Below are 18,237 nucleotides of genomic sequence, written 5' to 3'. Positions count from 1 at the left end.
GTAAACGCAACGGGCAGGCCCTGAGTTCCGGAAGAACCCCGAACCTGCCCGTAGGGGGCTGCCCCGAACCAGCGGCCCCCCAGCCCGCGGCCCGACCGGCGCCGGCCCTGCACCGTCACGCCGGAACGATGTTCACCAGTTTCGGCGCCCGCACGATCACCTTGCGGATCCCGGCCCCGCCCAGCGCGGCGGTGACCTTCTCGTCGGCCAGCGCGGCCTTCTCCAGCTCCGCCTCGGAGATGGACGGCGAGACCTCCAGCCGGGCCTTCACCTTGCCCTTGATCTGGACCACGCAGGTGACGGTCTCGTCGACGACGTACGCCGGATCGGCGACCGGGAAGTCCCGGTGGACGACCGAGTCGGTGTGGCCCAGCGTGCGCCACAGCTCCTCGGCGAGGTGCGGGGCCAGTGGCGCCACCAGCAGCACCAGCCGCTCGGCGACCGAGCGCGGGACCGGGCCCCCCGCCTTCGTCAGGTGGTTGTTCAGCTCGGTGACCTTGGCGATGGCGGTGTTGAAACGCATCCCCTCCAGGTCCTGGCGCACCCCGTCGATCGCCTTGTGCAGGGCACGCAGGGTGGCCACGTCGATGTCGGCGTCCGGGGTGTCGACGACGGTCACCTCGCCGGTGTTCTCGTCGACGATGTTGCGCCACAGCCGCTGCAGCAGCCGGAACTGGCCGACCACCGCGCGGGTGTCCCACGGCCGCGACACGTCCAGGGGGCCCATCGCCATCTCGTACAGGCGCAGCGTGTCGGCCCCGTACTCGGCGCAGATCTCGTCCGGCGTGACCGCGTTCTTCAGGGACTTGCCCATCTTGCCCAGCAGCCGGGAGACCTCCTCGCCCTGGTAGTGGTAGGCGCCCTCGTGCTCCTCCACCTCGGCGGCCGGCACCGCGATGCCCCGGCTGTCACGGTAGACATAGGCCTGGATCATGCCCTGGTTGAACAGCTTGTGGAACGGCTCCGCCGACGACACGTGCCCCAGGTCGTACAGCACCTTGGACCAGAAGCGCGCGTACAGCAGGTGCAGGACGGCGTGTTCGGCGCCGCCGACGTACAGGTCGACGCCGCCGTGCGGCATGCCCTCGCGCGGGCCCATCCAGTACTGCTCGATCCGTGGGTCGACCGGCTTCTCGCTGTTGTGCGGGTCCAGGTAGCGCAGCTCGTACCAGCAGGAGCCGGCCCAGTTGGGCATGGTGTTGGTCTCGCGGCGGTACGCGCGCGGGCCGCGGCCGTCGCCCAGGTCCAGGGTGACCTCGACCCAGTCCTCGTTGCGTGACAGCGGCGTCTCGGGCCGGGTGTCGGCGTCGTCGGGGTCGAAGGTGCGCGGGGAGTAGTCGTCGACCTCGGGCAGTTCCAGCGGCAGCATCGACTCGGGCAGGGCGTGGGCGGTGCCGTCCTCGTCGTAGACGATCGGGAAGGGCTCGCCCCAGTAGCGCTGCCGGCTGAACAGCCAGTCGCGCAGCCGGAAGTTGACGGTGCCCTCGCCGATGCCCCGGCGCTCCAGCCACTCGGTGATGCGTGCCTTGGCCTCGGCGACGCCCAGGCCGTCCAGGCTCACCTCGTCGTTCGACGAGTTGATGATCCTCGCCTCGTAGGAGGAGAAGGCGTCCTCCCAGGTGGAGGTGTCGGTGCCGCGGCCGTCGGTCGGCTCGACGATGCAGTGGACCGGCAGTTCGAAGGCGCGCGCGAACTCGAAGTCGCGCTGGTCGCCGGCCGGTACGGCCATGATCGCGCCGGTGCCGTAGCCCATCAGGACGTAGTCCGCGATGAAGACGGGCACCTGCTCGCCGTTGACCGGGTTGGTCGCGTACGCGCCGATGAAGACGCCGGTCTTGTCCTTGGCGTCGGCCTGCCGCTCCACGTCCGACTTGGACGCGGCCCGTGCGCGGTACGCGGCGACGGCCTCGGCCGGGGTGGCGTGGCCGCCGGTCCAGACGTCGTGGGTGCCCTCGGGCCAGGCGGCCGGGGTGAACTTCTCGACCAGCGGGTGCTCGGGCGCCAGCACCATGTAGGTCGCGCCGAACAGGGTGTCGGGGCGGGTGGTGAAGACGGTGATCCGCTCGCCGTCGACGGGGAAGTCGACGCGGGCGCCCTCGGAGCGGCCGATCCAGTTGCGCTGCTGCAGCTTGATGGCCTCGGGCCAGTCCAGTGCGTCCAGGTCCGACAGCAGCCGGTCGGCGTAGGCGGTGATGCGCATGTTCCACTGGCGCAGCTTCGCCTTGAAGACCGGGAAGTTGCCGCGCTCGGAGCGGCCCTCGGCGGTGACCTCCTCATTGGCCAGTACGGTGCCCAGCCCGGGGCACCAGTTGACCGGCGCGTCGGAGGCGTAGGCCAGCCGGAAGCCGCCCAGGACGTCGGCGCGCTCGGCACCGCTCAGCTCGCTCCACGGGCGCGTGCGGCCCGGTACGGGGCGCTGACCGGACTCGAACTCGGCGATCAGCTCGGCGATGGGCCGGGCCCGGCCGGCTTCGTCGTCGTACCAGGAGTTGAAGATCTGCAGGAAGATCCACTGGGTCCACTTGTAGTAGTCCGGGTCGATCGTGGCGAACGACCGGCGCCGGTCGTGGCCCAGTCCCAGGCGGCGCAGCTGGGCCTTCATGTTCTCGATGTTGGCCTCGGTGGACGCGCGCGGGTGCGTGCCGGTCTGCACGGCGTACTGCTCGGCGGGCAGGCCGAAGGCGTCGAAGCCCAGGGTGTGCAGGACGTTGTGGCCGGTCATGCGCTGGAACCGGGCGGAGACGTCGGTGGCGATGTACCCCAGGGGGTGGCCGACGTGCAGTCCCGCACCCGACGGGTAGGGGAACATGTCCATGATGAACTTCTTGGGCCGGGCCACCGTCTCCGGGTCGCCCGCCAGGTCGCCGCTCGGATTGGGTGCGTCGTACGTGCCCTCGGCGTCCCAGAAGTCCTGCCAGCGTGCCTCGATCTCGGCCGCCAGGGCGGCCGTGTAGCGGTGCGGCGCGGCCACTTCGGGGGTGGCCGCGGGGTTCGTCTCGCTCATGATCCTCAAAGCTCCATCGATCGTCTGCGCCCACGGCCGCTGCGACATTCGGAAATGAAAAATCCCCTCGCACAGGAGGGGACGCCGCGCCGATTCCGGCCGTCCGGTTCGCTCTTCGACCGTGGTCGGGGCTGATCAGCGCGGCTCGCTAAGCAGAAGGCGTACGGCACGCATGACGTCAGGGTACCGCAGGCCCGGCGCGCGCCGCGACGCACCGTGCCCCGCCGCGACGGGCACCGCTCCTGAATCCCGGTCAAAAATTACTTCGCGTAACAACCCCTAAGGGGCATCACGACAGTCAGATCGTCTTTTAATAACAGCGCAATAACTCAAACCTCGTACTACCCGGTACAACGAGGTTTAGAGTGCGGCGCGGGACCGCTTCTCCCGAACGTTCGGAGTTCCCCCATGAGCCCTCGTCCAGACAGCAGCCCGCCTCCCGTTCAGGGCCGGCCGGCTGCCGCTCGGCCGTACCCGCATTCCGCAGTGCGCCTTCCCCCGTTCTCCGTCGCGACACGGGGAGGCGGGGCGTGAGGCCGGACGACAGCACGGCGGACGACTGGTTCGCCGAGTTCCTCAACTTCGGCATGGGCGTCCTGTCGCTCGTCTGCCTGAGCTGCTCGGTGATCTGGGGACTCGTCGCCCAGGACCGGGTCCTGCTCGGTCCGCGCCAGCGCATCCTGGCGCAGGCGGTGCACCGGGCGACCGCGGCCGCCTCGATCGCCTTCCTGCTGGTGCACATCGGCATCAAGCTGGCACTGGACCACACCACCTGGATCGCCGCGGCGATCCCCTTCGGGCTGGCCCTCACCGACGACGAGGCAGCCCTCGGCAGGTCCTTCCTGATCGGCCTGGGCACCCTGGCCGGAATGCTGATGATCTTCGTCGGCGTCACCGGCGTCCTGCGCAACCGCTTCACCTCGCCGGCACCCGTCGCGGCCCGCTGGCGCGCCATGCACATGCTGGCCTACCCGGCCTGGTGCGCGGCGCTCGTGCACGGGCTCTACGCGGGTCGAGCGGCGAAGCCGGTCTTCCTGATCCTGTACGGCCTGTCCCTGCTCGGCGTCATGGCAGCCCTTGCCCTGCGCGCCTCCCCGCCGCAGGTCAAGCGCAAGGTCGCCGACCGGGCCACCACCCTGCTCGGCACCGCCGAGCAGGGTGGCCGCGACAGACTGGACGAGAGCCGGGCCCGCGTCGCCGAGGCCTCGCTCCCCGGGTACGAGAGTGGCGGCAGGCGGGACTCCCGGTCCCGTGCCGAGCGCCTCGAACCGGCGTCCCGGCCGCTGTACGAGACCGCCGAACGCGTCGCGCCACCGGCCCCGGACCCTGCGAACGGCTTCGCGGCCGCCTACCGCGCGGTCTCCGCCCCGTCCCAGCCGCAGCAGCCCCTCCACACCGACCGGACCGCCCCCATGCAGCTGCCCCCGGACATGCAGCCCACGCAGGCCGTCCCCACCGTGGACGGCCCGATCGCGGACGGCCTCTCCAGCACGTCGGGCAGCTGGCCCATCCCGTCCCCGCCGCCGGTCGGCGAGGCCCCGCCGTCGGCCTACGACCCGCTCCAGGACACCGGATACAACATCCCGACCTACGACAATTCGGCTGCCTCCGGCTACGGCTCGAGTGATGTGTACGACACCGGTGAGTCGAACAACCTCTACAACACGTACAACCCGAGTGACACGTACAACAGCGGTCCCGCCACTGATCCATCCCCCGGTGCGTCGTACGACTTCGACGCACCGGGATCGGGCGAACCTTGGAACACGCCTTCCGGAGGCTTCAAGTGAACGAGGCTCTGCCCGACGTACCCGAAGTCCGCGTCGTCGGGCTTCCCCAGCTCACGTCGGGCTTCGACCTTGTCGACCGGCTCGATCTGCCCATGCACCTCAAGGTGCACGGGCCGCTCGAACCCTTGGGCGGCGAGCAGCTCGCCCAGCTCGCCGAACGCATCAACCTCAGGGGACGCGGCGGCGCCGGCTTCCCCTTCCACAAAAAGCTGCGTTCGGTCGCCGAGACGGCGATCAAACGCGGCGTCCGGCCGGTCGTCGTCGTCAACGGCAGCGAGGACGAACCGGCCTGCCGCAAGGACACGGTGATGATCAACCGTGCCCCGCACCTCATCCTGGACGGCGCGCTGCTGTGCGCCGAGGCCATGGGTGCCCGCACGCTCGTGGTGGGGGTCACCCGGGAGTCCACCAAGCGCTCCATGGAGGCCGCGCTCGCCGAACGCGGCCTGAACAACGGACGCCGGTCCGCGCTGCGCGCCCGCGTGCAGCTCAACCCGGTGCGCATGGTCACGGGTGCCGCGGCCTCGCTGATCCGCTCCATCGACGGTGGTCCTGCGGTGCCGCCGGGCCGCAAGGTCAGCGCCTCGAAGAACGGGGTGGGCGGCGCCCCCACCCTCCTCTCCAACGCCGAGACCTTCGCGCAGCTCGCCATCGCCGCCCGCATAGGCCCGGAGCGCTACTGCAACACCGGCCTGTACGACGAGCCGGGCACCGTCCTGCTCACGGTCTCCGGGGCGGTCGCCCGCCCCATGGTGATCGAGGTCCCCACGGGTGTACCGCTGCGCTACGTCCTCCAGCTCGCCGGCGCTCCGCCGATGCCGCAGGGTGTGCTCACCGGCGGCTACCACGGCAAGTGGATCGACGCGGCGACCGTCAACGAGGCGATCATCTCCCGCAACTCCCTGGACGCGGTGGGCGGCGCGCTCGGCGCGGGCGCGATCCTGCCGATCAGTCAGGACACCTGTCCGCTGGGTGAGTCCCTGATGGTGGCGAAATGGCTGGCCGAGGAGAGCGCCGGCCAGTGCGGCCCCTGCTACCTCGGACTGCCGGCCGCCGCGCGCGGCCTGGAGGACATCCTGAACGGCGGCGGTCCGGCCGCTCTGGAGGCGGTCAAGCAGGTCGCCAAGAACGTGAAGCGGCGGGGCGCCTGTTCGCACCCGGACGGCTCCGCGATGTTCCTGGAATCGACCGTCAAGGCGTTCACCGACGACCTCGCCGCCCACGTCCTGGGCAACGGCTGCGGGCGCCCCGTGGAGGGCGTGCTGCCGCTCTTCGAGGGCGGCAGGGCCCCTACGGGCATCCCGGGCGGTGGCGGGGAGGAGAACGGCCCCAGCCGCCAGAAGATCTTCGTCGACTGGACGCTGTGCCGAGGCCACGGCCTGTGCGCGGACATCCTCCCGGAGGTCTTCCAGCTCGGCGCGGACGGCTTCCCGACCGTCGCCCAGGCCCAGGTGCCGCGCTACGCGGAGGCCAAGGCGATCCGCGCGGTGCGCCGCTGCCCGGCGCTGGCCCTGCGCCTCGAAGAGGGGACGCAGTCCAAGGCACCCTCCCGCAATCTGCCGGTCCTCTCCCAGGGCCGTGGCCGGCGCGCGCTGGGCCGCTGACACGGCTTCGTGCGGGCCGCCCTCCGGGCCGGCCCGTACGGCCGCACGATCCCTGTAGCCGCACGCCCGATCACACGCCCCGACCATACGCAGAGGGCGGATCATCCGATCGGATGATCCGCCCTCTACTGCTGTGGAGCTAAGGAGAATTGAACTCCTGACCTCCTGCATGCCATGCAGGCGCTCTACCAACTGAGCTATAGCCCCAGGTCACATCCCGCCCGGCTGCCCCGGCGGCGACGCCAACTTTACACGGTCATCCGGGCCCAACACCAAATCGATTCCGCTCCGCCCGGTTCTGCCCGCGTTTTCACGCGGTCACGAACGAATAGAAACGCTTGAGCGTGCAGTGCTCCTCGAGGAGCCGGCCGTAGATCGGTTCACCCTCGAGTTCGCGGTACGTCTCGATCGGGTCGCCTTTTATGATCAGCGCCTGCGCGCACTCCGCGCACCAGTACTGGTAGTCGGGATTGACCGGCTCCATGTCCCGCACGATCGGAGTCCCGCTGCCGCACCAGTCGCACCTTCGCCTGTGTGCACCCATCGCTCAGCTCCAGCTGTGGCCGCAGGCCGTACGCGCGGAGGAGCGGAAGCGGGCAGAGGTCCGTCGTGTCAACACCCCGCCGAAGAGGTGGTCGACCTCCTCGTGGATGCTCGCAGGCATCAACAACTCCCTCCCGTCGGGCCGCGCCCTCCTTCCGGTCGTTTGATTCTGCCACGGCCGGACCAGTACGGTCAGCGACGCCGGGGTACCGGTCGGGACACGGCTGACCGCCCCGTGGAGGTATACGCCTGCCGGCCGCCTCCTGCTCAACCGGGAGCAACGAAAAACCCGCCCTCGCGGTGAGGACGGGATCTTCGTCATGCGACCTGTGGAGCTTCTGTGGAGCTAAGGAGAATTGAACTCCTGACCTCCTGCATGCCATGCAGGCGCTCTACCAACTGAGCTATAGCCCCGAGTGTTCTTCCCGCTCGGCGGGCGAACAAGAAGAACTTTAGCCTGCGTCCTGCCGGAAAGTGAAATCCGGCCCCGGGCCGGGCCCAGGGCCGCGGCCAGGGGGTTCAGTCGTCGTCGCCGAGCACCGGTTCCGGCAGGGTGCCGGCGTTGTGCTCGAGCAGCCGCCAGCCGCGGGCGCCCTCGCCGAGGACGGACCAGCAGCAGTTGGTGAGCCCGCCGAGGCTCTCCCAACTGCGCGGGGCGAGCCCGATCAGCCGGCCGATGGTGGTGCGGATCGTGCCGCCGTGGCTGACCACCACGAGCGTGCCGTCGTCCGGGAGTTTGTCCACGTGCCGGAGCACCACCGGAGCGGCGCGGTCGGCGACCTCGGTCTCCAGTTCGCCACCGCCCCTGCGTACCGGCTCGCCGCGCTTCCAGGCGGTGTACTCGTCACCGTACCTGGCGATGATCTCGTCGTGCGTCAGGCCCTGCCAGACGCCCGCGTAGGTCTCCCGCAGGGCCTCGTCGTGGACCGGCTCCAGACCGGTGAGCGCGGCGAGTTCCGCGGCGGTGTGCACGGCCCGCTTCAGGTCGGAGGCGATGATCGCGTCGGGCTCGAGGCCGGCGAGGAGGCGGGCGGCCCGGCGGGCCTGGGCGACGCCTGTGTCGGTCAGCTCCACGTCGGTGCTGCCCTGGAAGCGGCGCTCCACGTTCCAGGAGGTCTGGCCGTGCCGCCACAGGATGACGCGGCGGCCCCGGCCCACGCCGGAACCGGAGACCTCGCCGGCGGGGCTCACCGCCACTCACCACCCGGCGCCGCGGCCTCCTCGGCCTCCTTCTGCCGGGCGTGCTCGGCGGCCTTGCCGCGGGTGGCCACGGCGTCCTCGGGCAGCTCCAGCTCGGGGCAGTCCTTCCACAGCCGCTCGAGGGCGTAGAAGACGCGCTCCTCGCTGTGCTGGACGTGGACGACGATGTCGACGTAGTCGAGCAGCACCCAGCGGGCCTCGCGGTCGCCCTCGCGGCGGACCGGCTTGGCGTCGAGCTCCTTGCTGAGCCGCTCCTCGATCTCGTCGACGATCGACTTGACCTGACGGTCGTTGGGCGCGGAGGCCAGCAGGAAGGCGTCGGTGATGGACAGCACGTCACTGACGTCGTAGGCGACGATGTCGTGCGCGAGCTTGTCGGCCGCGGCCTGGGCGGCGGCCTGGACGAGCTCGATGGAACGGTCGGTTGCGGTCACTGCAAGGCTTTCGCTCGGCGGTCGTTTGCCTTCAAGGGTCTCACGGACCGCCGGGCACGCCCCACGCGTTTCGACGTGCCCCGGCCGGGCCGCCCGGTACGGGGCGTCCCGGCCGGGGCCGCGCCGCGGTCCGCTCAGGTGCCCGGCCCGTAGTCCTGGCCCAGGACCACCGAGACCCTGGCGTTGCCGGAGACCTCGCCCTTGGTGACGGCCTCTGTGGGCAGTCCGAGGGTCTTGGCGACCTCGGAGGCGTTCTCCTTGTCGGCGTCGTCCGCGTAGACGACCTCGGAGGACGCCGCCGCGGTGGCCGTGCCGCCCTCCAGGAAGGTGAAGCCGCCGTTGAGGAGGACCACCCGGGCCTTCTCGGTGTTGTCCTCGACGCCGGTGGCGTTGCGCACCGAGACGCTGACGGCGGCGTCCTTGTCGGGGCTCTTCGCGGTGCCGCCGAGCACCTCCTTGACCACACTGTCGCTCGTCTGAGCGGTGAGTGTGCCGTCCTCCTCGACCGGCAGCAGCGCGGTGCTGTGGTCGCCGCCCTTGGCCAGGTCGGCGAGCCGGGCGAGGAAGGAGCCGAGGTCCTTGTCGGTCAGGGGCGGCTCGATGATCTGTCCCAGGGTCTGGATGGTGGTCGTCGCGGCGCCCGCGTCGGACGTCATCTTCCGCAGTACGCCCTGCATGACCTGCCCGAACCGCTCCAGCTGGGCGTTCTGGACCTCGCCGGGGGCGCGGTGGGTGGCGTAGGCGACGGCCGCCTTCCCGGTGAGGGTCTGGCTCTTCCCCTTCTTGACCAGGGGGGCCTCGCCCTTCTGGTCGGCGTCCGGGTCGGGCACGTCGGCGTCGGTGTCGATGTCGATGTTGCCGACCAGGTCGACGAGGTTCTGCAGATAGGGCGTGTCCAGCCGCCAGGTTCCCTCGATGTCGGTGCCGAGGACCGTGTCGAGGGCGCTCCGGGTGCCGCCGGAACCGTCGTCCTCGACCGACTTGGCGAGTGTGGTGGTGGTGCCGTCGTCGGCGGCGAGTGCCAGGGAGTTGGGCAGCAGGACGGTGCCGCCCTGCTGGGTGGTGGTGTTGTCGACGAGCAGCGCGGTCGCGGTGCCGCCCTTCTTGGTGTCGTGCAGGTGGACGACGATGACGTCCCGCTTCTGGGCGCCCGCGTCCGTCGTGGTGCCCGTACCGGCGTCGGAGCCGGAGAGGCCGGGGAGCTTCCCGGCGTACCAGAGGTAGCCGACGCCGCCGGCCGCGACCAGGGCGAGGGCCACGACCAGGGCGACGATCCGGCTGCGGGCACGGCGCTTGGCCTCCTCGCGGCGCTCGGTGCGGTTCTCGGTGAACTGCAGCCAGTCGATGACGTCCTCGGAGTCGTCGTCCGGTTCCTCGACGAAGGCGAACTGCTCGGTGCGGTAATCCCGTTCGGGCGCCCCGGGCGCCCCGGGGGCCGCGGCCGGGTGGTCCTCGCGGCTTTCGCGGTCGTGAGGGCCGGTTGTGCCGTCGGCCGGGCCGGGCTGCTGCGGAATGTGCGCCGTCTGCTCGGTGACCCGGGGCTGCTGCCCGGTGCCGCCCTGCACGGTCTGCCCGTAGGAGTCGCCGTAGAGGTCGTACGGGGTGGCCGCCGCGGCGCCCTGGGAGGCGGCGTAGCCGCCCTGGGTCCCGTAGGGGTCGTAGGAGGGCGGCTGCTGCCCGGTACCGGTCCCTGCCCCGTAGGGGTCGTACGGCTGCGAGGGCTGCTGTGGGCCGCCGGCTGCGTACGGGTCGTAGCCGTAACCGCCGCCGTAGCCCGGCTGCCCCTGTCCGTACTGGTCCTGCTGCCCCTGTCCGTACTGGTCCTGCTGCCCCTGCTGCCGGTACGGGTCGTACGGCTGCTGCGGGGCCTGCGGGGCCTCCTGGGTGTCGGCCTGGCGGTAGACGGGCCGGCCGTACTCGTCGTAGCCCACGAGTCCGTACGGGTCGTCCCCTCCGTCGCCGTATCCCGCGTCGTATCGGTCGTTCACCGGTGCCCCTCTCCGCTCACTCGCCGCGGTACAGCTCGCGCTTGGCGATGTAGCGCACGACCCCGTCCGGCACCAGGTACCAGACGGGATCTCCCTTGGCGACTCTCACACGGCAGTCCGTCGAGGAAATGGCCAGGGCGGGAACCTCCACGAGCGAGACGCCCCCCTCGGGCAGGCCCGCGTCGGTCAGATGATGGCCGGGCCTGGTGACGCCCACGAAGTGCGCCAGGGAGAACAGTTCCTCACTGTCCCGCCAGGTGAGGATCTGGGCGAGGGCGTCGGCGCCGGTGATGAAGAACAGGTCCGTGTCGGGGCTGAGCGCGCGCAGGTCGCGCAGGGTGTCCACGGTGTAGGTGGGTCCGCCGCGGTCGATGTCGATCCGGCTCACCGAGAACTGCGGGTTCTCGACGGTCGCGACGACCGTCATCAGGTAGCGGTCCTCGGCCGCGGAGACCATCCGGTGGCTCTTCTGCCACGGCTGCCCGGTGGGGACGAAGACCACCTCGTCGAGGTGGAACCGCGCGGCGACCTCACTGGCCGCCACCAGGTGCCCGTGGTGGATCGGGTCGAAGGTGCCGCCCATGACGCCGAGGCGGCGCCTGCCCTGCTGCGGCAGGCCGCCGCCCGGTCCGTCTGCCCGGCTCGGCGCCGGCCGGCGCCCGGTGCCGCTCGCCGGCCGTCCGGCCGTGCCCTTCGCCGGACCGGTAGGCATGTCCTGCTCTCCCATGCGAGCAGACCCTACCGGCCCTCCCTGAACGGTCCGGCCGCCAGGTACGCCCTCCGGCCGCGCCCCCAACAGGCCCCGGGGGTCTACCGGTCGCGGTTGAAGCGGGTCGTGATCCACAACAGGAGCAGCAGGGCGGCCAGGACACAGCCGCCCACGAAGTAGGGGTCGAGGCTCTCGTGGTTGCCACTGTGTTCTCCGCCCTCGGCGGCGAGGGTGACCAACTGGGCAGCGGTGCTGGGGAAGCTCATCTTCGGCAGTACCTATCGCGTGTGGGCGGGACAAGGACGTCGGCTCATCGTATGCGGGCGCCTTCCCCCCGATCACTCCGACTCCGCCGTTGCGGGCCCCGGCCGCCGCGCCCGGCTCTTCCCGGGCGGGTGGGGGCCGGCTCAGGCAACCATTCCGCGGTCCTGATCGTCCTTCCCTGGGAGCCGGGCGGCTCGGGAACGGTGCTCCACGCGCGGTCCCCCGGCCGTGCCGCTCTTCCGCTCCACCGGTCTGCCGGTCCACGCCTTCTCCGCCTAGGCTGGGCTTCGCCTGGGGCGGGTGAAGGAGCGAACAGAGGACCGCCAAGGGACCGTACTGACGACCACGCAGGTCAAGACGGACCGCGAGGTCACACAGACGCACAGGGGGGACACATGTCCGACGGCCATCAGCACAACGGGCACGAGAAGGTGCCGAGCAGGCAGCACAGGCGTTTCCCCGGAATCTCCTCGCGTGCGTACGAACACCCCGCCGACCGCTCCGCCCTGGTGGCGCTGCGCAAGCTGACCGGTTTCGACACGGTCTTCAAGACGCTGAGCGGTCTGCTGCCCGAGCGCAGCCTGCGGCTGCTCTTCCTGTCCGACTCGGTGCGCGTCTCGGAACGCCAGTTCGCGCACCTCAACGTCATGCTGCGGGACGCCTGCTACATCCTGGACCTGGAGAAGGTCCCGCCGATGTACGTGAACCAGGACCCGACGCCGAACGCGATGTGCATCGGCCTGGACGAGCCGATCATCGTGATCACCACGGGTCTGGTCGAGCTGCTCGACGAGGAGGAGATGCGGGCCGTCGTCGGGCACGAGGTCGGGCACGCGCTGTCCGGGCACGCGGTGTACCGGACCATCCTGCTGTTCCTGACGTCCCTCGCGGTGCGGGTGGCCTGGATCCCGCTGGGCAGCGTCGCGATCATGGCGATCGTGACGGCGCTGCGCGAGTGGTTCCGCAAGTCGGAGCTGTCCGCGGACCGTGCGGGGCTGCTGGTGGGCCAGGACCTCCAGGCCTCGATGCGCGGCCTGATGAAGATCGCCGGCGGCAACCACCTGCACGAGATGAACGTCGACGCGTTCCTGGAGCAGGCCGAGGAGTACGACGCCGGGGGCGACCTGCGCGACTCCGTGCTGAAGATCCTCAACGTGCTGCCCCGCTCCCACCCGTTCACCACCGTCCGGGCCGCCGAGCTGAAGAAGTGGGCGGAGAGCCGCGACTACCAGCGGACCATGGACGGCCACTACCCGCGCCGCGACGAGGACAAGGACGCCTCGGTGCGGGACTCCTGGCGCGACTCGGCGACCAGCTACGCCGGTGATGTGAAGAACTCCAAGGATCCGCTGATGAAGCTGGTCAGCGACATCGCGGGCGGCGCCGGGGACCTGGGCGGCCGGGTCCGCCGCGGCTTCGGCGGCTTCACGTCCTCGGGACCGAAGCCCGCGCAGGGACCGGACGGGTCCCGGGGAACCGAGGGCGGCCCGCAGGAGCCGGGTACGTCGTCGGACCCGGACGCCGGGGACGGCCGGCCGCCGCGCGACGGCGCCTGAGGCACGGGCACCACGGGCGTCCGCGTCCGGGCGTCACACCTGGGGCTGTGCCCCCGCCGCCAGTGAGCCGCACAGGGCCCGGGTGCCGCCGGTGGCGTACGGGTCGGTGCCGACGGGGCCGCCCTCCTTGGCCGTGCCGCCCGCCAGCAGGGGGCGCAGATGGCCCGCGGAGTCCTCGGCGCAGGAGAGTGGGCCGGCCTGGACGTAGGAGGCGACGAGCTGTGCCTGGTGCAGGCGCAGGTCCTCGCGGTCGAAGCGGAAGTGCAGCTCGCGCCGGACGGTGAAGAGCGACACCCGGGCTCCCGGGTCCGCGCCGGCCGGCCGCAGCGCGTACACCGAGGTGTGGTCCGCGGTGACCTCGAGGAGGCCGGAGTCGGCCTCGGACGCCTGCAGGGTGCCCTGGACCCTGATTCTGCGGTCGGCCAGCTCCGCGCGGGAGGGGTCGAAGCGCACGAGCCATCCGGTGGGCGCGTGCCGCCCGTCCGGGGCCGGCCGCCTGAAGCTCCGGTCGAACTGGTCCTGCTGGTCGGTGTCGAGCAGGACGCGTACGGCGCGGGTCTCCCCTCCGGTCAGTACCTCGGGGTCGAGCGCGGACCGGACGATGTAGTCCTTCGCGGTGAGCAGCGCCGTCACGACCTGTCCGTCCGAGAAGTGCGCGGTGTTCCGGGCCGCCGGGAGCGTCACTCCCTCGGCGCCGATGCGGAACTGCGCCGCCGGACTACTGTCGTACAATTGTTCGGAGTCGGAGGTGCCGGGCACCTTGTCCTCGGGGGCGAGCGGGATCACGGTCATGCGCAGCGGCTCGGCGGCCGCCCAGGTCGCGGGCGTCCGGTAGGGATGCCGTACGCCCATGTAGAGCGCGGTGCCGAAGGCCACGGCGATCAGCATCACGAGGACCAGCGCCTGCCGGGACAGGCTCCGGTGCCGGGGCGGCCGGCGGCGCACGGCGGGGGCGTGGTCGGCGATGCGCTCCTGGGCGGAGAACTCCTGGAGGCGGGCAGCGCGGACGAAGGTCTCGTCGAAGACGACGGACCGGTACTCGTCCTCGCCGCCTCCGGAGGCCCCCTCGGGTGTCCCTCCGGGCGGGTCCTCAGGGCTTGCCATATCTTCAGGGTAGGTCGCGGTGGGCCCGCGTAAACGCCCTGGCGCACGCCAGGTTGTGACAGGGTCCCGCCCCGGCCGGGACACCTTGGCGGACCTGCCGCCGGACCTGCCGGTGGCCCGTCAGGGGCTGCCCGGGATCACCGGGACGTCCGGCCGGGAGTAGTCTGCGGAGGCGGACGGGGCCGCGCCCCTGCCGCCCTGTTCCAGACCGGTCGAGGCGGGCGGCGGCACCGGGTCCTGCCGGTTGTCGGCGGAGGACCCCCGGTAGACGGCCGAGAAGGCGAGCGCGACCATGCCGATGCCCATGACGAGGGCGAGCACCCAGGCCACCGGGCGGTGCCAGCGGACCGGTCTGCCGTACGGCCGCCCGGTGATGCCGTAGTCGTCCTCGGGGGTGCCGGTGTCGTCGTCCAGGTCCTCGAAGCCGTCGCCCCGGCGGCGGTCGTACCGCCCTCGGCCTCCGTACCCGTGGTACCCGTCGTCGTACCGCTCGGTCTTCGGGCGGGTGCGGTGGGCCTCGGCCTCCGAGGCCTCCGCTCTGGCCCGGGCGGCGGCAAGGAGACGTTCGACGGCGGTCGGCTCATGGACCAGGGCCGCGCCGATGAAGGCCTCGTCGAAGACCACGGAGTCGAACTCTTCGTCCGGCACCCCGCGGTCGTGGTCGTCGTCGGGCTCCCCGCCGTCGGAGAACGGCGTGCCCCCCACGTCCTCCGGCACCTCTCCAGAGTAGACCTGAGGGGTCAATTTGGGCAGACGGTAAGGAAATTCGTCCGTCTGCCCCAGCGCGTGGGACGGCGGGCCGGTGGGTCAGCGGCGGACGTGGCCGTCGCCGGTGACGACGTACTTGGTGCTGGTCAGCTCCGGCAGCCCCATCGGCCCCCGGGCGTGCAGCTTCTGCGTGGAGATGCCGATCTCCGCGCCGAAGCCGAACTGGCCGCCGTCGGTGAACCGGGTCGAGGCGTTGACGGCGACGGTGGTGGAGTCCACCAGTTGGGTGAACCGGCGGGCCGCCGGCTGCGAGGTGGTGACGATGGCCTCGGTGTGGCCGGAGGTCCACAGCCGGATGTGCTCCACGGCCCGGTCCAGCGAGTCGACGACGGCCGCGGCGATGTCGAGGGAGAGGTACTCGGTCTCCCAGTCCTCCGTGGTGGCCTCCACGACCGTCGCCGCGGAGTCCTTGGCATACGCCATCACCCGTTCGTCGGCGTGCACGGTGACCCCGGCCGCGGCCAGGGCGTCCAGGGCGCGCGGCAGGAACGCGGGGGCGATGTCCTGGTGGACCAGGAGCGTTTCGGCGGCGTTGCAGACGCCGACCCGCTGGGTCTTGGAGTTGACCAGGATCTTCACGGCGGTGTCGAGGTCGGCGTGGGCGTCGACGTAGACGTGGCAGTTGCCGGTGCCGGTCTCGATGACCGGGACGACCGACTCCTGGACGACCGTGTTGATCAGGGAGGCGCCGCCGCGCGGGATGAGGACGTCGACCAGGCCGCGTGCGCGCATCAGATCGCGCACGCTGTCCCTGCCCTCTCCGGGCACCATCTGTACGGCGTCGGCGGGCAGCCCGGCGCCGCCCACGGCGTCGCGCAGCACCCGGACCAGCGCGGTGTTCGACCGGTACGCGGAGGACGAGCCGCGCAACAGGACCGCGTTGCCGGACTTCAGGCACAGGGCGGCGGCGTCGACCGTGACGTTGGGGCGGCCCTCGTAGATGATCCCGACGACGCCGAGCGGCACCCGGACCTGCCGGAGGTCGATGCCGTTGGGCAGGGTGGAGCCACGGACGATCTCGCCGACCGGGTCGGGCAGCGCGGCCACGTCCCGCACGTCGGAGGCGATCGCGCGCACCCGCTCCGGGGTGAGGGTGAGCCGGTCGATCATGCCCTCGCCGATGCCGGCCTCGCGCGCCCTGGCGACGTCCTGGGCGTTGGCCTCGACGATCTCGCTCGCCCGGACCTCCAGCGCGTCCGCGACGGCGAGCAGCGCGTCGTCCTTCGCCGCACGCGGCAGCGGCGCGAGGGTGGCGGCGGCCCCCTTGGCACGGTAGGCGGCCTGGTTGACCGGGGACATCGAGTCGTACGGCGAAAGCGTGGTCATGGGGGAAGGGTAGTGCGGCCGGGGGGCCGGACCACTGTCGTCCCGAACCCCGAGACACGGGGCCCGTCGCCGCCGGCACGGGGGTCCGTCGCCTCACGGAGAGCCGGACCGGCCCCTGAAGTCAGAACGGATGTACCCCCACCGGCGTCGCCGGCGCCGGGCCGTAGCCCGCGGCGATGCGCTGGTGGTAGGTGGCCCGGTCGATGACCTCCAGGCCGACGATCTCCCAGGGCGGCAGTCCCGCGGTCTGCCGGTGCTCGCCCCACAGCCGCAGCGCCACGGCGGCGGCGTCGTGCAGGTCGCGGGCCTCCTCCCAGTAGCGGATCTCCGCGTGGTCGTCGGCGTACCGGCTGGTCAGCAGGAAGGGGTGGTCGTGGGCGAGTTGTTCCAGGGCGCGGCGGACCTCGGCGATCGGGGCCCGGCCGCCGGAGACGCTGAGGGTGACGTGCCACAGGCGCGGGAGGTCGTGGGGCTCGCCGCTCTGGCAGCGGTCCCCCGTCGCGACGCTGGTCAGGGCGCGTTCCTCGCCGGCCGCCCGGGAGCCGGCACCACCGCGGGACGTCGTCGTCCCAGGGCGCACTCGTCTCACGACGGCCTCCTTCACGCACAGGCCGGCCCTGGTGGCCGGGCGGATGTGTCCCTGGGACAAAGTTGAGCAGGCCGCCGGACGTCGTGGGGCGGTTTTACGGAACGTCCACCACGGGGGGCGGACCCTCCGGGACATTTACGGATACAGGACCACCAGATCGTCCCTGTGTACGACCTCTCGCTCGTACGCGGGTCCGAGATCGCGGGCGAGGTCGTGGGTGGAACGGCCGATCAGCCGGGGGATCTCCTTGGCGTCGAAGTTGACCAGGCCGCGGGCCACCGGCCGCCCCGCGTGGTCCCGCAGCTCGACCGGGTCGCCCGCGCTGAACGCGCCCTCGACGCCCGCGATCCCGGCCGGCAGCAGCGACTTGCGGCGCTCGACGACCGCGCGCACCGCCCCGTCGTCGAGGGTGAGCGAGCCCTGCGGGGTGGACGCGTGCTGGAGCCAGAGCAGCCGGTCGGCGGAGCGCCGGCCGGTGGGGTGGAAGTAGGTGCCGGTGTCCGCGCCGGCGAGGGCGTCGCCCGCGTGGACGGTGCTGGTCAGCACGACCGGGACGCCCGCGGCGGCTGCGATCCGGGCGGCCTCGACCTTGGTGACCATGCCGCCGGTGCCGACGCCCGCCTTCCCGGCGCTGCCGATCTCGGTGTGGGCGAGGTCCCCGGGGCCCCGCACCTGCGCGATCCGCGCGGTACCGGGCCGGGCCGGGTCGCCGTCGTACACGCCGTCCACGTCGGACAGCAGGACCAGCAGGTCGGCGCGGACCAGGTGGGCGACGAGGGCGGCGAGGCGGTCGTTGTCACCGAAGCGGATCTCGTCGGTGGCGACGGTGTCGTTCTCGTTGACGACCGGGAAGGCGCCCATGGCGAGCAGCTTGTCGAGGGTGCGGGAGGCGTTGCGGTGGTGGGCGCGGCGGCTCATGTCGTCGGAAGTGAGCAGCACCTGGCCGACGCGGACGCCGTAGCGGGCGAAGGAGGCGGTGTAGCGGGCCATCAGCAGGCCCTGGCCGACGCTGGCGGCGGCCTGCTGGCGGGCGAGGTCGCGTGGTCGCCGGGCGAGGCCCAGCGGGGCGAGCCCGGCGGCGATGGCGCCTGAGGAGACGAGGACGAGTTCGCGTGCTCCCCCACTGCGGACCCTCGCGAGCACGTCGACGAGCGCGTCGACCCGGTCGGCGTCCAAGCCGCCCGCCGCGGTCGTCAGCGACGAGGACCCGACCTTGACGACGATCCTGCGGGCCTCGCCCACGACCTGCCTTGCCCCTGCCACCGTGCCGCCCGTCCCCTCACGCCGATCGGTCGCCTCGCCCGGCAATCTACGCGAAGCGGGGCGGGGCACGCCCGTCGGTCCAGCCTCCGGATACT

General features: G+C 71.8%; 15 protein-coding genes and 2 tRNA genes. 3 read left to right on the top strand and 14 right to left on the bottom strand.

Annotated features, from left to right (window positions below; genetic code table 11):
• Positions 1-115: 115 nt before the first annotated feature.
• Positions 116-3,004, bottom strand: a complete 2,889-nt coding sequence (leuS, locus tag HUV60_RS23055; RefSeq protein WP_257849125.1) for a leucine--tRNA ligase — start codon at positions 3,002-3,004, stop codon at positions 116-118.
• 530 nt (positions 3,005-3,534) lie between these two features.
• Between leuS and HUV60_RS23050 the strand changes: the two genes are divergently transcribed.
• On the top strand, positions 3,535-4,794 hold the full coding sequence (locus tag HUV60_RS23050; RefSeq protein ID WP_257849124.1) for a cytochrome b/b6 domain-containing protein: 1,260 nt from the start codon (positions 3,535-3,537) through the stop codon (positions 4,792-4,794).
• Positions 4,791-6,398: an NADH-quinone oxidoreductase subunit NuoF family protein gene (locus HUV60_RS23045; RefSeq protein ID WP_257849123.1), complete on the top strand. Its 1,608-nt coding sequence runs from the start codon at positions 4,791-4,793 to the stop codon at positions 6,396-6,398. Before HUV60_RS23050 ends, HUV60_RS23045 begins: the two co-directional genes overlap by 4 nt.
• Positions 6,399-6,532: 134 nt before the next feature.
• Here the strand turns inward: HUV60_RS23045 and HUV60_RS23040 are convergent.
• From HUV60_RS23040 to HUV60_RS23005, 8 genes are all read right to left on the bottom strand, one after another.
• Positions 6,533-6,605, bottom strand: a tRNA-Ala gene (locus tag HUV60_RS23040).
• Between the two features lie 103 nt (positions 6,606-6,708).
• Positions 6,709-6,942: a hypothetical protein gene (locus tag HUV60_RS23035; protein ID WP_042172034.1), complete on the bottom strand. Its 234-nt coding sequence runs from the start codon at positions 6,940-6,942 to the stop codon at positions 6,709-6,711.
• 340 nt (positions 6,943-7,282) lie between these two features.
• Positions 7,283-7,355 (bottom strand) — tRNA-Ala (locus HUV60_RS23030).
• Between the two features lie 105 nt (positions 7,356-7,460).
• Positions 7,461-8,138, bottom strand: a complete 678-nt coding sequence (locus tag HUV60_RS23025; protein WP_257849121.1) for a histidine phosphatase family protein — start codon at positions 8,136-8,138, stop codon at positions 7,461-7,463.
• Positions 8,129-8,575 carry a ribosome silencing factor gene (rsfS, locus tag HUV60_RS23020; RefSeq protein WP_257849120.1) on the bottom strand — a complete coding sequence of 149 codons (447 nt, stop codon included), beginning with the start codon at positions 8,573-8,575 and terminating at the stop codon, positions 8,129-8,131. The genes HUV60_RS23025 and rsfS overlap by 10 nt, the downstream gene beginning before the upstream one ends.
• Positions 8,576-8,709: 134 nt before the next feature.
• Positions 8,710-10,563, bottom strand: a complete 1,854-nt coding sequence (locus tag HUV60_RS23015) for an LCP family protein (RefSeq protein ID WP_257849119.1) — start codon at positions 10,561-10,563, stop codon at positions 8,710-8,712.
• 16 nt (positions 10,564-10,579) lie between these two features.
• Positions 10,580-11,290 (bottom strand): nicotinate-nucleotide adenylyltransferase, encoded by a 711-nt coding sequence (nadD, locus tag HUV60_RS23010; protein ID WP_257849118.1) that lies wholly within the window; start codon positions 11,288-11,290, stop codon positions 10,580-10,582.
• 83 nt (positions 11,291-11,373) lie between these two features.
• On the bottom strand, positions 11,374-11,538 hold the full coding sequence (locus HUV60_RS23005; protein WP_257849117.1) for a hypothetical protein: 165 nt from the start codon (positions 11,536-11,538) through the stop codon (positions 11,374-11,376).
• Between the two features lie 393 nt (positions 11,539-11,931).
• Between HUV60_RS23005 and HUV60_RS23000 the strand changes: the two genes are divergently transcribed.
• Positions 11,932-13,092, top strand: coding sequence for a M48 family metallopeptidase (locus HUV60_RS23000; RefSeq protein ID WP_257849116.1), 1,161 nt, complete (start codon positions 11,932-11,934; stop codon positions 13,090-13,092).
• A 33-nt stretch (positions 13,093-13,125) separates the two neighbouring features.
• Here HUV60_RS23000 and HUV60_RS22995 read toward each other — a convergent pair whose 3' ends face one another.
• From HUV60_RS22995 to proB, 5 genes are all read right to left on the bottom strand, one after another.
• Positions 13,126-14,196: an SCO2583 family membrane protein gene (locus HUV60_RS22995; RefSeq protein ID WP_257849115.1), complete on the bottom strand. Its 1,071-nt coding sequence runs from the start codon at positions 14,194-14,196 to the stop codon at positions 13,126-13,128.
• Positions 14,197-14,316: 120 nt separating this feature from the next.
• Positions 14,317-14,913, bottom strand: a complete 597-nt coding sequence (locus HUV60_RS22990) for an SCO2584 family spore wall biosynthesis protein (RefSeq protein ID WP_443047386.1) — start codon at positions 14,911-14,913, stop codon at positions 14,317-14,319.
• A 90-nt stretch (positions 14,914-15,003) separates the two neighbouring features.
• On the bottom strand, positions 15,004-16,290 hold the full coding sequence (locus HUV60_RS22985) for a glutamate-5-semialdehyde dehydrogenase (protein WP_257849113.1): 1,287 nt from the start codon (positions 16,288-16,290) through the stop codon (positions 15,004-15,006).
• Positions 16,291-16,411: 121 nt separating this feature from the next.
• Complete coding sequence (locus HUV60_RS22980; RefSeq protein ID WP_257850220.1) at positions 16,412-16,870, bottom strand: hypothetical protein; 459 nt, start codon at positions 16,868-16,870, stop codon at positions 16,412-16,414.
• A gap of 144 nt (positions 16,871-17,014) precedes the next feature.
• Positions 17,015-18,142 (bottom strand): glutamate 5-kinase, encoded by a 1,128-nt coding sequence (gene proB, locus HUV60_RS22975; RefSeq protein WP_257849112.1) that lies wholly within the window; start codon positions 18,140-18,142, stop codon positions 17,015-17,017.
• Positions 18,143-18,237: the final 95 nt, after the last annotated feature.

Source organism: Streptomyces sp. KMM 9044 (genome assembly GCF_024701375.2).
Classification (GTDB): domain Bacteria; phylum Actinomycetota; class Actinomycetes; order Streptomycetales; family Streptomycetaceae; genus Streptomyces.
The sequence above is the reverse complement of the archived record's forward strand: the minus strand, read 5'-3'. Positions and strand labels throughout refer to the sequence as shown.